The following is a 16,181-nucleotide window of genomic DNA, read 5'->3' as shown; positions in this document are numbered from 1 at the left end:
ATAACTATTTTATTTTTGCATTTTGGCATATTGCTGAGTTGCCGCCATACTTAATTGATATCGTAATACACGATCAGTCACATCCCTTGGAATCGTATCGACCCACATAGCTCTGACATTAGGTAGGTTGTGGAATTCACTTTCTAAAGCTTCACTTACTTTTTCCACATTAAAATCAACATCTTTAACAATTGCTAGCCATGGTTCAGGAACACCTTGTTCATTAGGCATAGCAAATAAAGCCGCATCTTTGACACCGGGTAATGATTGCACAATACGATCAATCGTGTGCGCATAAAATTTGTCGCCACCAAAATTATATAACTCATCTGCACGACCAAAAATGCGCAAGCCCCCGCGAATATCTAATATTCCTAAATCTCCAGGATAAAACCAGCCATCCTTAAATTGGCGATTTGTAGCTTCTTCATCTTCATAAAAACCATTAACAAGCTCTGCACTCTTGACTCGAATATTCCCAATCTCACCAGCAGGCAACTCATTATCTTCATCATCGACAATTTGTAAATCGACCGATGGTAGCAACCACCCTGCCATATCGTCATGTGTCATTTGTTCAACACGGGCACCGGCAATTAACCCAGCCTCACTAGTCACGTATAATACACGCATATGTTGTGTTAGCTTACGTCGAACTGTTTCTTGTAACGCTGAAGCAAAATATCCAGCCGAAACTACTAATCTTAAACCAGTAACAGAAGGAACGTCAGCAGGCATATGACTTAAAATATCTTCTAATTGTGACGGCGAAATAATCATTATCGATGGTTTTAGCATTGCGATGGCTGCTGGATATTGTTCTCTATCAGCCATGATAACTGAACCACATACATACCATATACTCAACACAGATAAAAATCCATGGATACTGCCTGTCCCTAAAGTAGGCAATAAACGATGATATTGTGCTGCATCCTCTGCACCTTCCCATTCAATATATTCTTGATGAGCATGGCGAATAACAGCTGCCTCAATCATCGGCGCTGTAAAATCGACTCTGTGCTTTTTCTCAGAGGTTCCCGCAGCAATTGCAACCCTTACCACACGGTCACGTGGGAGTGCAAAACGTAAAGGCTCTACATCAGATCCATCTACAATTTGAGAATACCATTCCAAATCTAAAACTAAAACTTTAGCCTCGGTTTCTACATCAAAAAAAGCATCACTAATAATCAAATCTGGTTTTAAAACCGCTATTTCTCTAGCTGCAATTAAACTGTCATCACCCACAGATGCTGTCGCAACGCCAATGCGGCTTAATGCCATCAAAAACATCCAGTGAGGATGCATTTGTTGATAAGAAACTGCTACGACCTTCGGTAATGGGTTTAGCTTTTGCAATAATGCTGTTGCCAATCGATTAATATCCGCGTCCATTTTGGCAAAAGTAACCGAACCATCAAATGACAGCATTGCCTCCTTACCTGGAGCTATTCTCGCAACATGCTCTATAAACCGATCGTACATACTAAAAATCTCCACCATATAATAAGAAAAACTTTCCTTTTTGAAATTTCAAAAAGGAAAGTTTTAACTTAATTAAATCATATCATTTTTCATAGAAAAACCAAGTCTATGCGATTTGTTCTGCACATTCAATGATATCTACAAAATACTCTGCCGTAGTGGTCAATTCAATTTTTACCAACTTCACCTGATTGCTCATTTCTGAAACAACTGCGGGTAACGTTGCCAATCCTTGTGTCCAACGATCTGTTCTGTTCAACTCAGCAGGGTGCCAACCAGAAAGACCAGTCATATCAGATGGTAAAATATCAAAAGACTTTTCGCCAAGCACGCTGATTTTAGCAACCAACACACCCAACATACGACGATCGTCTAAGAATGGACCAACAACCTCTGATGGCAACGCTGCTTTTGAATACATCGCAACCACGCGGGCATTAGCAGGAACATAGAAGGAGTAGACATTTCCTTTGATATCAATAGGTTGAAGTTTTATTCCTTTTTGTGTAATCAAACAAAGATCTGGATTTCTTGTAATCTCTTTTTTGATTACAGGGGCATAACCTTGTTGTGTTGCACGACGATCCAAGCGTTGCCAAATAGGTTCCACTTGATGTCTTGCTACAGTCAATGGTGCAGCAGCATCATTTTCCCAACTTTGATGTCCCGCATTTTCATCAAAGGTCAAGTGCAGATTAACCGCATCACCATTAAATAAATGACGATCATCAGTATTTAGATAAGATTCTGTTGTTAAATTTTCTGACAACAATATTGAATGCTCTTCTGTCTCAATATGGTAAACAGTAAATCGATCCATAGATTTATCTACGATAATAGAACGTCCATTAACTAACATACGTGCTGGGATTAACCCACCATCAACATAGATTGTATGTTCTGGTGTTACCAGTAAATCGCGACAAGGCTGATTTAAACCAAATGCATGTGCCTTAATACAAACTGGATATAAGGTATCTTTATGTTCGTAATGATTTACATCCACATCCATATGACCAGCCCAAACAATCGTTTTGGTGACTTGTCGTCCGTCTTGCAACGTAACAACCTGATCTCCAACTTGTAAGTTTTCAACGGTCACTTCACCATCTGGCGTTAAAATATGAGTTCCCGTTACGAAACACTTAGTCAGCGTAATCGTATGCCCAGTAGAGCTAGAGCTATCATCTTTAATAACAACGTTAGGAACTGCACCTGCAACAGTCGGTGAATAATTGAATTGTGCTAAATTAACCCGTTGACCAGCTTCCGTGATATAGTCGACATATAAAACGCCATCTACAACACTTGTTTGGTAACGGTTTGGATCAAGATAACTATCACCAATCTCAAATACAGCCTCATCTGTTAAATCGAAGTTTTGTAGAGTGACTTTACCACTATTCTCTTGGATAGTACCTTCATATTTATAAATACCCTTTTGTGCAGCAGTGCCAAAATCAACAACATACTGATCAGAACTTAATGCTCTTGCTTTCTGACCACCAACAATAACCGTACCACCTTTGATATTAATGACAGGTTTATTGTTAGATCCTACACCGAATGTTGAGACTGAATCCACGTTTAAAGTTGCACCAGCAGCAACATTGATAATAACTTGCTTGGTACCATCTAGGGAAAGGCTACCAATATTAACATTTGCACCAGCAGTAATATCAACCGTTGTCGTCCCAGCCAAACTTAATGATTGTCCCGTAACTTTACCGTTCAAAGTAAATTTAGCATCATTTATAAATGTTGCATTACCAAAACTAAGATCCGTTGCGTTGCCAGTATTAAAGAAGGCACCAGTTGCATTACCACCAATAGTGATGTCCCCGATCGATCCTGTAGCACCATCACCTAACGTAATCTGATTTGAAGCACCATTCAGTCTCCATCCAGCAACACCATAATTAATCCCTGCACCAAACGTTAACGCTGGGCTGTTTGCATTCAGAATAATGTTCCTAGCATTAAATGCGGTTTTGTTTGCCCCGACATTAAATGTCGTTCTAGCTGCATTCAAACCAAAAGTGATATCACCTGCAACGTCAACAGAACCACCTGTACCAACAGCAAACTGGGTTGAGGTATTAAATGTCATACCAGAAGTGCCAACAGTCAATGCAACGTCATTACCAAATGTCATCGTCGTTGTATTCGCATCGACAACAAGACCACCATTTAAAGTAACATTAGCGCCATTGCTAAACGTGAAAGTTTGTGAAGTTCCACCAACACTTAACGTATTCGCAACAACCTTCCCACTACTACCAATTGTAAAGTTTTGCCATTGACCACTGACCAAAATTGATCCTGTATCAAGCAATAATTGGCTGTTATCCCCCATTATGACTTTATTATTAGCAGCTGCAGCAGCGCCCGTCCCTGATCCGTTCAGCACATAATCACCCGTTAGAAGATGAATATATCCATTGTTATTAAGTTGGAACGTTCCAGATGTAAGGCTGTTGGTTAACCCGTTACTTAACGTAATGCTGGCAGAAGCACCCGCAGAGAAAATATTCCCCTGTTGAGTACCCGCTAATGTCGTATCACTACCAAGATACATTGAACCTGCATTTAAGGTAAAATTAGTACCAAAGTTCATTTGGTTAGCAGAACCTTGTAATAAAAAATTACCATTATGCAGATTCATGCTCGTTAAATTACCAAAAGTAAGCACTTCTGATTTACCAGTAACATTTAAGCCCGTGCCATTAGTTAGATTTTGCACAGCTCCATTAAAGGTTAAATTATCACCGAAAGTCAGTTTATTGGCAGAACCAACAAAAGAAGTAGCACCATTTAGATTTACAGTTGTATTAGATCCAAAAGATAGTGTTTGAGATGTACCTGATACATTAAAATCCTTAGCAGAAACTTGAGCGGTAGCTCCCATCGTAAAGGTTTGCCATTGACCACTAACCAAAATAGACCCTGTATCAAGCAATAATTGGCTATTATCTCCCATTGCAACATTATTGTTAGAAGCTGCAGCCGTTCCCGCACCATTCAGAACATAATCACCTGCAAGAAGATGAATATAACCATTATTATTAACTCTGAACGTTCCGTTAACTAAACTATTGCTTAGCCCATTAGATACCGTAATACTAGCAAGAGCACCCGCAGAGAAAATATTGTTACGCTGAACGCCACCTGCTGGACCAACACCAAACGACATTGTTGAGACGTTGGCCGTCAACTGATCGCCAAAACTCATCGCATTTCCAGAACCATTTAATAAAACAGCACCAGATAGATTTAGTTTAGTGTTATTTCCATATGTTAAGGAGGCCCCTGACGTCAATTCCACTTTGGAAAAAACAAAGGGATTTACACCAGGCTTTGTATTTGATGCTACGAGAGAATAATCACCCACGACAACGGAGTTAGCATTTAATGTAACATTACTACCAAATGTAAATATATCTCTATTGGCAGTCGCCATCAAGTTACCATTGTTACTAATAACTGGTATATTTGCTAATCCAGTAGAAGTTATACCAGAGGTTAATGTAATAATATACCCATCACCAAATGTTACATTAGCACCAGAAGTATTGTCGTATACATAGTTATATTTAGTTCCGCCCGCAGTAGAGCTGCTATTAACAAGCGGTATCTGATATTCTTGGTAAAAACGACCTGCACTAATATAACCAGCGTTTAAAATATTACCACTAGTACCACCACCATTCATTGTTAGAACGTTATTATTTCCATCTAATTCAATACCGCCAGAAAGATTAATTGTAGCACCTGAGCCAATAGTAATACTGTTATTATTTCCCGTATGATACCAAGAGTAGCTCATTGCAACCGGCGGACTTGACCGAGGATCCACCCCTGAGTAATCTTTTGCATAATTCCCCAGAGAAATTGTGCTTGCACCGATTTGTGCACCATTACCAATAATTAATTTATTTCCTGAGATAGCATTAGCAGCAGATCCATCCACTACAATCGCGCCATCGGAGCCCAAATAAAACTCTAAACCATTATCGGACAAACCTTTTTGTGCCAAACTGATAATAGCGTTGCTGCCGATAATCATAGACGCAGGATCATCACCAAGAATACCACCCGTGCTAGCTACCTGACCATATCCAACAGATATCTCTAAAGCACGCAAATTAAAATCATCACCAGCCGAAATAACGGCACCGGCCTGCGCGGCAAAGTTGCCCCAGTTCGCCTGATCTAAGTGGACGCTATTGGCGCTCCCTAAATACATTCTTGCATTGCTTCCAGTATACCCACCAGAATAGGCAGCACCCATACCACCAGTGATATTAAATCTGCCATTATTACCCACTGACATATAACCACCGGAGCCGACAAACACACCACTACCTGCTGATATACCTCCCCCTACATTGACTTGCAGCCCTTCGTCATAAGTTGCAGAGGCATTCATGAAGATACCAAGGTTACCACCGATATTAAGATGGGCATTCTTACCAAATTTGTTGGTTGTGGGATTTAATCCTGTCGCGGCATCACCAATAATCCCCCAGTCACCTACAACATCGGCACTTACGTTATCAGCAGCCAAAACGTTACCCGTACGCAGACCTCTGTCACCAGCACCCACAGCCGCTCCTGCCTGAGATTTATCGGCAACACCACCAACGTAACCATTGGCACTTAAATAAGACCCCTGATCCATTATAAAATTGGCGCTACCATCAGGTCTGTATTGAAGGCCAAAATTAGCCGTCCCATCAGTCGCACCCGCTCTACCAACTAACAGACTATTCCCAGCAGCAATTTGCGTCACACCAGTACTGGTGACGCTTATCGCTGAATTGGTCTGATAAATCGCATGACCTGAACCATTATAACCAATGCCAGCATATGCAGTCACAGACTGCACTGCATTATAGGTGTACTTGTATGTATCCCCAACATTAGGAGCATTACTAATAGTGACATTATTTAACGCGCGAGCAACAGTACTAACGACATTATAGTCAGGCATCCCTGCTGTCTTAAGCTGGGCAGCCCTATTCAAAGATCCTGCATAGAAAGTTTGATCCAACATAGACGTTGCCGCAGCACTGTACATAGAAGTAAATGCAGCAGCATCAGACCCCAACTCACCTGCAGACACCAAATCAGATAAAGCAGCCGAACCATTACTGCTTAATGAATCACTACTTAATGAACCGCCGCTGACAAGACTGCCTGCGGAACTTCCTAAAACCAAATCACTTAATGAAGAAGAAACGTTGTCATCTGTTGCAACTGCAACAGTGGCCAACTGTTCATTACTTGATATTATATTATCATCAGACATTGAAATACCTTAAAACTAACTATTAACCCACTTTATTTTATTCAATTTCTGTATTTTTATTTATTATTATTATATTTATTTGTTTTATTTATTTTATTCACTTGGTGAAAATTTTAAATCGCTTATACCCGCAAAGATCACGATCTCTCTAAATCTGCCAAAACTACATCAGCAAATTCAGGAACACTAAGAGCGCGCCCTCCGACGTTCACAACGTCAAAATATTCATTCCATTCACTTTCACGTAAATGTTGTGCAATATGTTTACTCATTTCATTTAATTCAACAGACCAAACGACGTAAAACTCAGAGTCTACCACCCTAGGAATTCCACCATCAATTTGCCCAGCCGCGATAAGTCGCACCAAATTTCCGCCTGCCAAAGAAGACAAATTTACAATCATTCTTTGTAAAATTTGCTCTTTTACTGACTTAGTAAGTTTTCCCCACTTTTCTTTTGGTGAAAAAACTTGTGTCATTACATAAGCCATGCCCACCCCCTTTTAAAGCCCATACAAAATAAAATAGCTTAACCTACACATTGCAAGATAAACTATCCAACAATCATTAACATTACAGTTAATAAATGTTTATACACACTAAGTATATAGAACTTTATTAATAAAATCAATATATTCATCAATATAGATAAGGAAAACTTAAAGGTTTTAATTCTGAGTATACTGATTAAAAATTGTTTTTACTTCTTATTTAAAAATAACAACTTCGAAATGAATAAATAAAACATTGTAATATCAATAATATACTTAAACCGCGTGAATATGAACTTTATGCATACAACATTGAAATCTCCACCTCTACCTGAAAATTATTCCGTTTTATTCCATAGACTTACGTCTTGATTCGAACTAATGAGTTTAAGATAATGAGCTTTTACAAGCTCACCAACGATACAGCCAAAAACAAGAATATTTAGTACACTTTATCGTTGCATAATTGTACCACAATTTATGTTATTATAACCCCTCATAATTTCAATCAAAGTCATGATAAAATCCGAATATACAGCCTCCCATATCCAAATCTTATTTTAACTACGCGTTAAAAAGTGCCACATCTTGCCAAAGCCTCACACGATTCCTCTCGAAAACCATAGCTTCTATCGATCATCCCTTCGTCCGATTTTAATATATTATGCTTATAAATTTTTGTACACTTATTGGATCGCACCATGACGATAACCATCTTTAGCTAATAAAGACCATTTTAATTTGCAAGTACGTCTTAAGAGCTCCGCAAGAAACGGGCTTTAATCCCTAATCTGACAACTTACAATGAGATTGTATTTTTCCTGTAAAACGATGCCAAACCTGTGTTTCACCAAATAAACTAATTCCTAAATAGCCACGCAAACGTAGCTCATTTTTATTGGTAAGCCATATTTTAGCATTATAGGATTTTTCATCTCTTGGATCTAATATCGTCCCTCGCCAGCGTTTTCCAGATTTATCTTGCTCGAAGTCACGCAACATCAAGAAATTGCATTGTGAATGCCCATATTTGGTATCAGGAGGCATCGACGTTGTATATTGCATTCCAACAAAACGACCACATAATTTTTGACCACAAGCATAAATGTTAAAAACGCCATCGTTCTCTTTAGTAGCCCATAAACCAACCTCTGGAATAGTATTGACTGGTTGTGCTTTGACAAAAACAGCGTTACAGAAAGTAAACAATAAAATTATTAGAATGGCGATAAAATTTAGTGTTTTAATTTTGATATATATATATAACATAAAATTTTACCGCCTTTACTTAACTAACCTGTAATTAAAAAATAAAGCTGATTAGACTGCAAGCAATTTTTGTAGTTCACCAGATTGATTCAACGCCATCAAATCGTCGCACCCACCAATCGCCTTACCATCAATAAAGATCTGGGGTACTGTTGTTTTTCCTCCGGAACGATTAATTGCTTCTTCACGTTGTGGAGTTCCTTTGGGAGCACTAATTTCTTGGAAATCTGCGTTCTTAGCTTGTAAAAGCATCAACGCCTTTTGACAATACGGACAACCAGGTTGCGTGTAAATTTCAACTTTAGCCATTGTTAACTCCTAATAAATACATAATATTATAAAACATAGACAACACATAACTACAAAACAAGACCTCTATATGAATTAAAATCTATTTTGTTACGTTAACTGACTTTTGCTGCTGCAATAATATCAATGTGTTTTGCGCCTGCCTTTAATAACGTTTCCACACATTCCGCCATCGTAGACCCAGTCGTCATCACGTCATCTACTAATATAATTCTCTTATTTTCTAAATATTGCTTATATTTTGGATGCACTATAAAAGCATTTTGGAGCAATACTCGTCGCTCTTTCTTGCTAAGGTGGCCCAAAACAATGGTCTCTTTGATGCGCATTAGTCCCATAGGCAAGACCCTAGTGTTGCCCTTACGCCCCAATTGCCATGCTAATAAAGCAGACTGATTATATTTACGATATCTCAACCTCATTTTATGTAAAGGAACAGGCATAATATAATCTGCTTTTGTAATTAAATCTTGAGCGGATCGATACATGAAATATGAAAGGAATTGAAGGCTTTTTTGTTGATCGCCATATTTCAGAGGCATAATCAATTTTTTAAAACCCTCGTTATAGACAAAAGCTGCCCGACAATGTTGCCAAGAAACGTAAGAAGTATCGCAATCTAAACAAATATTTTTCTTCCCTGCTTCATCCTGCGAAGCAAATGGACGAGCACATAAACGACAATATGGAAACTCTATAAAATGCAGCTGTTTAAAACAATGCGCACATACCTGTCCAGCGTCTAGCACTATATGATTACACATGAGACATCGCGGAGGTATAAGAAAATCAAGAAAATTTTGTAAAATTATTATTAATTTCTTTCTGCTTTTTTATACAAAAAAAAAGAAACTGACGATAAATATTATTCGCCCAGTAAATGCAGTGCTATTTCTCGTAAATGCGGATGCTTACGATGTTCAAATAAATATATACCCTGCCACATTCCCAAAACCATTTGCCTATTCACTACTGGAATAGAAAGATGTGTTTGAGTTAATATTGTCTTAATGTGAGCAGGCATGTCATCCTTACCCTCGCTATTATGTAAATAAGACCGGTTTTCAGGCACTAAATCATTCAAATAGTGCAAAATATCATGGCGCACATCAGGATCAACATTTTCCTGCACAATAAAAGATGCAGACGTATGTTTACACCATAAAGTCAGCAAACCAGTAACAATTCCTGTTTTAAGAATCCAGTTTGATATGTCTACATTCAACATCGTAAGCCCTTGACCGTGTGTTTGAATCTGTAGAAAACTCGTTTGCTGTTTCATCATCATTATTTTATAAATCCTACAATTGCTTCTGTTTCAGAGACAATAGGCTCTGCAATCGCTGACGCTTTTTCAGCGCCCTGTTTCAAAATAGCATGAATATGCGCTTGATCGGATAATAATTTCTTTGTTTGCTCACGAATAGGCGCAATATGTTGAATTAATACATCAGCAAGAGCGGTTTTAAAACCACTAAACCCCTGTCCTGCAAATTCTCGCAACGTCTCATCAACTGTTTTGCCTGACATCACCGAGTATATAGAAACCAAATTCAATGCTTCTAAACGATTTTCCAGCCCTTCTTTTTCCGAAGGCAAAGGTTCAGAGTCACTCTTGGCGCGTTTGATTTTATTTGCAATGACATCATCTTCATCCATTAACTCAATCCGCCCTTGTTCAGAAGGATCAGACTTGGACATTTTTTTGCTGCCATCACGTAAATTCATCACACGAGCACTGGTTGTCGGAATATAGCCTTGTACTTCTGGAAAGAAATCTGTCTCATAATCATGATTGAATTTCTGAACAATATCATTGGCTAATTCTAGATGTTGACGTTGATCTTCACCAACAGGCACACAAGTTGCCTTATAAGCCAAAATATCAGCCGCCATCAAATTTGGATAAACATATAAGCCAGCGGAATGAGCCTCTCTATTTTTACCAGCTTTATCTTTAAACTGGGTCATTCTGTTCATCCAGCCAATACGCGCCACACAATTAAAAATCCATGCCAAACGCGCATGCGCTGAAACCGCTGATTGATTAAACAAAATTTGTTTTTGTGGATCAATGCCTGCTGCAACTAAAATCGCTGCTTGTTCAATTACTTGCTTTCTCAATTGTGCAGGATCTTGCCAAACCGTTAACGCATGCATATCCACAAGGCAATAAATACATTCATTCCCTTCTTGAATATCAACCCAGTGACGAATAGCTCCCAAATAATTTCCTAGATGAGGAATCCCTGTGGGTTGAATGCCAGAAAAAACTCTTTTTCCTAACGGTTTAGACATAATGAAATACCTTTATCTTAAATTACTACCATTGTCACCAGAGCCTTTTGTAACCCCAACCATGTGGATTTTAAAGACTAATGGACTATTTGCAGGAATAATTCCCATAGTTTTATCTGCATAAGCAAGATTAGCAGGAACAAACAACTGCCATGTATCACCAGGATGCATCATCGGCAATGCCTCCATCCATCCAGGAATCAACCCGTCGACTGGCATTTGCATCAATCCACCACCATGACGATCAGAAGCATCAAAAATCACGCCGTCAGGCAAACGCCCTTCATATTCAACCAAAACAAGATCACCTTTGGTAGGAGATGCATCATTAGGATCCCCTGATTTAATGACACGATAAGCTAAACCACTGGGGAGTGTTTTCACACCAGACTCAGCAGAAACTTTTTTCATAAATTGATCAGAAGTTAACTGAACGTCTTTATCACCACCACATGCAGTCAAAGAGAGTGCCAATAATGCTGGAGCCGCAAAAGCAAAGAGTTTTTTCATGATCGTCAATTCCTATTTACAGAGTTATAAACTGCCACCACGGCGTCCTGCTTGTGCACCCAGACGTAAACGTAATGCATTTAATTTGATAAAGCCTTGCGCATCTACTTGGTTATACGCGCCTTCATCATCTTCAAAGGTTACCACACGCATGTCATATAAGCTATTGGGGCTTTCACGACCCATCAGGATAATATTACCTTTATAAAGTTTTAAATGCACACGACCATTCACTGAATGTTGGCTTTCATCAATTAAAGCCTGCAACATACGACGTTCTGGAGAGAACCAAAACCCATTATAAATCAATTCAGCATAACGAGGCATAATGCTATCTTTTAAATGCCCAGCTTCACGATCTAAGGTAATAGATTCCATATTTCTATGAGCAAATAACAAGATGGTTCCACCTGGGGTTTCATAAATTCCACGGGATTTCATGCCCACAAAACGGTTTTCAACCAAGTCCAAACGACCAATGCCATTTTCTTTACCTAACTCGTTTAAACGAGTTAGCAAGGTTGCTGGGGACATTGCCACCCCATTAATCGCTACTGGATCACCAGATTTAAAATCAATGGTGATTTCAGTGGCTTTATCAGGTGCATCTTCAGGAGAAATCGTGCGTTGGAAAACGATTTCATCTGGCGCAACAGCTGGATCTTCTAACAATTTACCTTCAGAAGAAGAATGCAACAAATTCGCATCAACAGAGAATGGTGCTTCCCCACGTTTATCATGTGCGATTGGAATTTGATTTTCTTCAGCAAATTGTAACAGACGGGTGCGAGAGGTTAACTCCCATTCACGCCAAGGCGCAATCACTTTGACATCTGGTTTTAATGCGTAATAAGCCAGTTCAAAACGGACTTGGTCATTTCCTTTGCCTGTTGCCCCATGAGCCACCGCATCAGCACCCACTTGTTCAGCAATTTCAATTTGACGTTTTGAAATTAATGGACGTGCAATAGAGGTTCCAAGCAAATATTGACCTTCATACAAGGTATTGGCACGAAACATCGGGAAAACATAGTCACGAACAAATTCTTCACGTAAATCTTCTACAAAGATTTCTTTTACACCAAACATTTCAGCTTTTTTACGTGCAGGCCCGAGTTCTTCACCTTGCCCTAAATCCGCAGTAAACGTGACGACTTCACATTCGTAAGTTTTTTGCAACCAACGCAAAATTACTGAAGTATCCAATCCGCCAGAATAGGCAAGAACGACTTTGTTCACCTTTTTTTCTGCCATAGTTTTTCTCTTTTCATACTAAAATCTAAATATTTGCTGATTTTATAGCATTATCGACAGGTATTTTAAATAAACATTCTTGGAAAACATATAAATTCATCTAATTTTTCTCTAAACCCAACTGCACCTTGGCATGTTTAGAAAGTAAATGAACTATTTCACCGTAAGAAATAGAAATTGATGGGTTACCCTGCGCATAACAACATACTTGATAATTACGAAACTTAAATTCTATATGACGATCTGCCAAAGCAAAGCTATTTAGATCCTCAGAAAACTTAGTCCCATCTACAATCTGCCAATCATCATCGTCCGCGTGTAAATATTGAATTAATCTATTTCTAACAATCTGCTGCAACTCAGAAAACTCATTTTCTTCATCTTTTAATAACCATAAAATTGATTCTATTTTAGTTAAAGGACTTAACGTAAAATTATAATATTCTGTCCATTGTGTTCCGTGGTTTCCACTTGCCCTATATGCATCAAAATCATACTGTATTGAAATAATATTTCCTATGATCTTTACATTATGCAGCCTATCCTCATATCGATATGTTCTATAGTCAGTTGAACAATCTCGACGATATTCATCTTGATAATAATTAATGTCTTGCTCAAATCTATAAGACATGGTTTCTAAAAGTTTTTCCCTGAGCTTACCATTAATAATATTAGCTATATAATGAATATCTTGATAGAGATTTGATTGAAATTCTATAAAATCAAAATTGATCTTATATCCAGGAAACTCATCCCAACTTTTTTTAACAGGTTTGACGGTCTAAAATACTTTTGCCTCTTCTTGAATATGCTTTAATTCAATCTTCATTTTCTCAAATTGCGTTTTAATCGAATCTAATATTTGTTCCTTATCCTCAGCATGATATCCATTAATCATTTGTATATGCTGTAGAGCAACAGGTCGTTCTATCTGTTCTTGTTCTACATCATCCAATAATACAGGAATAATATAGATATCATCATCTAATTTCTATTCTAAATTTTTAAGAGACATTTTAACTTCTCTTTGATTATATCCTCTTTTCTCGACAAAATTTTTAGAAAGGAAAATAATCACCAGTGCAGCTTGCCGAAATGCCTTATTAATCTCGAAATCCCACTGTTACCCACCTTTTAATCGCTTAAAATCCATCCAAACATTAATCCCAAACTGGTCAAGATAATTATAAAAAGGCAACACTCTTTCACGATCTTTTACTGTATAACTTATAAAAACCAGTGGGTTTTCTATGTTCGACATATTTTATGCTTTCTTAATATCTACTTAGCCATTATAAGCCGCTTTAAAGCGTTTCAATAACCAATCCCTACAAATCACAGGAGGATATTTAGGTGGATTTTGTTCGTCCGAACATTGCGGCAAGCATTGTATCAGTTGACTTGGATGGGGTTCCGTAAAAAACGGCATAGAGATACGATCTTGACCAATATTTAATACTCTATGCGAGGTACTTTTATAACGATCATTCGTCCACATCGCCATCATGTCCCCGATATTTACCACAAAACCATCAGTGATTGGCGGAACATCAATCCATTGATTATCTTTACTTCTCACTTGTAATCCACCAACATCATCTTGGTGCAGAATCGTTAAAATCCCATAATCTGTATGCGCTCCGCAAACAACGCGATTACGTTGCTTGGGCAAACCTGGATAATGAATAATTCTAAAGGTGCTTAACGATTCAAAAAACATATCATTGAAAAAATTCTCTTCTAGTTTTAATCCCAAAGCAATTATTCGAAACAACACTTTAGCAAGCTCTGTCATATTTTGATAATGTGTCTCAAACAGCTTTGTCCAGCCTGCAATCAAATGTTCTGGGTGCTGATTAGAACCACGAAAAGGCTCTTTTCCTTGCACTTCAGGATGGTCAGCATCTAGGTGATAGCCCATATCAAATATTTCTTTGTAATCAATACTACGTTGGTAATCTAACTGCTCCATCTCATGACTGCTATACCCTCTATAGATCTGATTATTTAGAATACTAATACTTTGTTTATCTTCCATCGGAAGACTAAAAAAATGACGAGCAAGAGTTTTAATCCTTTGGATATCTTTCTGTGAAATATGATGCCCTGTAATACAAAAAAAGCCTGAATGACGGCATGCCTCGTCAACACGTTGCGCAATTTGCAGATGCTTATTTTTATCACTTTGATAGATATCAGAAATATCAATAACTGGGATATATTCCTGCATTCTCTGGATATCCTTTTCACAAGAAAATAATGTCAATAATAGTATATGCATTACTTCTCTCTATTCAACAATAGACAAGAATATTAATCATTTACAAATTAAAAATAGATATTAAAGATCGCTTAAATGGCAATATATGAACTTAAAAGCCTTAACTCTTTTAATTTTTTAAAACGTCTTCCAAAGACACAGAGAATTGTCCTGGCTGTAAGGGCTGTTGCTGCGATGAATCTGGCCCCCATCCTGTTAACACTGCAAAATGCAAAGGAACGGCTATTTCATTTTGATCTTGCAATTTAGTGATGCAACTTGCCAAAAAATCTTTGTTCGTAAATGTCTTTTGCTGCTCCATCAATGCGTTTGTTTCACCAGCAAACCGCAAATCTTTCATTAACGCCATTGCTGAGCGATAGACTAAAAGCAATTCTTCTTTATCTACGACAGGCAAAGCAAACCCTGCACGCTGCATTAAGGTGGCACAAGCACGCAAATCTGGAAAGGGCGATATGCGAGGGAAAACTCTGCCACACAACTCCATTTCCTCCTCTGTTATCACATGACGTAACATCGATAAAGTCGGTAATATCGGTATTGATGCTAAAAACAAACCATCGGGGCGTAATATGTTCTTTATTTGCAATAACGAACCGGGCAGATCATTCACCCAATGTAGATTAAAGTTTGCAATCACTAAATCAAAACTATGCGCTTTGAAAGGCAAGTATTCCTCATCTAAGCAAACTGACGGTGCTGAATTTATGGAAACCAATCGATGAGATAAATCGCCAGAAACAACATTCATTCCCTTGGATTGCAATATAGGGGCGACGACCCCTCTTCCACCAATTTCCAATACATCCGTAAAGGAACGTTGAATATCATCCAAGCGTTCTAATAATCTGTCTGCACCAATTTGAACAATATCTTGTATTGTCTCATGATGATATGCTGCCCTGTCACGATGATATCGAACAAGTTTGCGATTAAATATAACAGGTACAGTCATCTTCTTTAAATA

15 protein-coding genes are annotated in these 16,181 nt (G+C 38.1%); all 15 read right to left on the bottom strand.

Annotated features, from left to right (window positions below):
- Positions 1 to 9: 9 nt before the first annotated feature.
- Positions 10 to 1,506, bottom strand: a complete 1,497-nt coding sequence (locus PQG52_RS10570; RefSeq protein ID WP_271829444.1) for an AMP-binding protein — start codon at positions 1,504 to 1,506, stop codon at positions 10 to 12.
- A gap of 88 nt (positions 1,507 to 1,594) precedes the next feature.
- Positions 1,595 to 6,799 carry a Hint domain-containing protein gene (locus PQG52_RS10565; RefSeq protein WP_271829443.1) on the bottom strand — a complete coding sequence of 1,735 codons (5,205 nt, stop codon included), beginning with the start codon at positions 6,797 to 6,799 and terminating at the stop codon, positions 1,595 to 1,597.
- 137 nt (positions 6,800 to 6,936) lie between these two features.
- Complete coding sequence (locus PQG52_RS10560; RefSeq protein ID WP_271839751.1) at positions 6,937 to 7,278, bottom strand: DUF6616 family protein; 342 nt, start codon at positions 7,276 to 7,278, stop codon at positions 6,937 to 6,939.
- Between the two features lie 798 nt (positions 7,279 to 8,076).
- Positions 8,077 to 8,559: a DUF2147 domain-containing protein gene (locus PQG52_RS10555; RefSeq protein WP_271829441.1), complete on the bottom strand. Its 483-nt coding sequence runs from the start codon at positions 8,557 to 8,559 to the stop codon at positions 8,077 to 8,079.
- A gap of 51 nt (positions 8,560 to 8,610) precedes the next feature.
- Positions 8,611 to 8,868 carry a glutaredoxin 3 gene (gene grxC, locus PQG52_RS10550; RefSeq protein ID WP_271790403.1) on the bottom strand — a complete coding sequence of 86 codons (258 nt, stop codon included), beginning with the start codon at positions 8,866 to 8,868 and terminating at the stop codon, positions 8,611 to 8,613.
- A gap of 95 nt (positions 8,869 to 8,963) precedes the next feature.
- On the bottom strand, positions 8,964 to 9,677 hold the full coding sequence (locus PQG52_RS10545) for a ComF family protein (RefSeq protein WP_271829466.1): 714 nt from the start codon (positions 9,675 to 9,677) through the stop codon (positions 8,964 to 8,966).
- Between the two features lie 56 nt (positions 9,678 to 9,733).
- Positions 9,734 to 10,150 (bottom strand): secondary thiamine-phosphate synthase enzyme YjbQ, encoded by a 417-nt coding sequence (locus tag PQG52_RS10540; RefSeq protein WP_271829465.1) that lies wholly within the window; start codon positions 10,148 to 10,150, stop codon positions 9,734 to 9,736.
- Between the two features lie 5 nt (positions 10,151 to 10,155).
- Positions 10,156 to 11,166 carry a tryptophan--tRNA ligase gene (trpS, locus tag PQG52_RS10535; RefSeq protein ID WP_271829440.1) on the bottom strand — a complete coding sequence of 337 codons (1,011 nt, stop codon included), beginning with the start codon at positions 11,164 to 11,166 and terminating at the stop codon, positions 10,156 to 10,158.
- Between the two features lie 12 nt (positions 11,167 to 11,178).
- Positions 11,179 to 11,676, bottom strand: a complete 498-nt coding sequence (locus PQG52_RS10530) for an FKBP-type peptidyl-prolyl cis-trans isomerase (protein WP_271829439.1) — start codon at positions 11,674 to 11,676, stop codon at positions 11,179 to 11,181.
- Positions 11,677 to 11,700: 24 nt separating this feature from the next.
- The gene (locus tag PQG52_RS10525) at positions 11,701 to 12,930 is read right to left on the bottom strand and encodes an argininosuccinate synthase (RefSeq protein WP_271801960.1); all 1,230 of its coding nucleotides are present in this window, start codon (positions 12,928 to 12,930) and stop codon (positions 11,701 to 11,703) included.
- 100 nt (positions 12,931 to 13,030) lie between these two features.
- Positions 13,031 to 13,564, bottom strand: a complete 534-nt coding sequence (locus PQG52_RS10520; protein WP_271829437.1) for an RsiV family protein — start codon at positions 13,562 to 13,564, stop codon at positions 13,031 to 13,033.
- A gap of 150 nt (positions 13,565 to 13,714) precedes the next feature.
- A complete protein-coding gene (locus tag PQG52_RS10515) occupies positions 13,715 to 13,888 on the bottom strand; it encodes a hypothetical protein (RefSeq protein ID WP_271829436.1) in 174 nt (57 codons plus the stop codon).
- Between the two features lie 168 nt (positions 13,889 to 14,056).
- Complete coding sequence (locus PQG52_RS10510) at positions 14,057 to 14,194, bottom strand: TIR domain-containing protein (RefSeq protein ID WP_271829435.1); 138 nt, start codon at positions 14,192 to 14,194, stop codon at positions 14,057 to 14,059.
- A gap of 24 nt (positions 14,195 to 14,218) precedes the next feature.
- A complete protein-coding gene (locus PQG52_RS10505) occupies positions 14,219 to 15,163 on the bottom strand; it encodes a 2-oxoglutarate and iron-dependent oxygenase domain-containing protein (protein ID WP_271829434.1) in 945 nt (314 codons plus the stop codon).
- Between the two features lie 160 nt (positions 15,164 to 15,323).
- Entirely contained in the window at positions 15,324 to 16,169 is an 846-nt protein-coding gene (locus tag PQG52_RS10500; protein WP_271829433.1) for a methyltransferase domain-containing protein, read from the bottom strand.
- Positions 16,170 to 16,181 lie beyond the last annotated feature (12 nt).

Source organism: Commensalibacter communis (assembly GCF_947179105.1).
Classification (GTDB): domain Bacteria; phylum Pseudomonadota; class Alphaproteobacteria; order Acetobacterales; family Acetobacteraceae; genus Commensalibacter; species Commensalibacter communis.
Note: the sequence above shows the minus strand (reverse complement) of the source record. Positions and strands in the feature narration are given on the sequence as shown.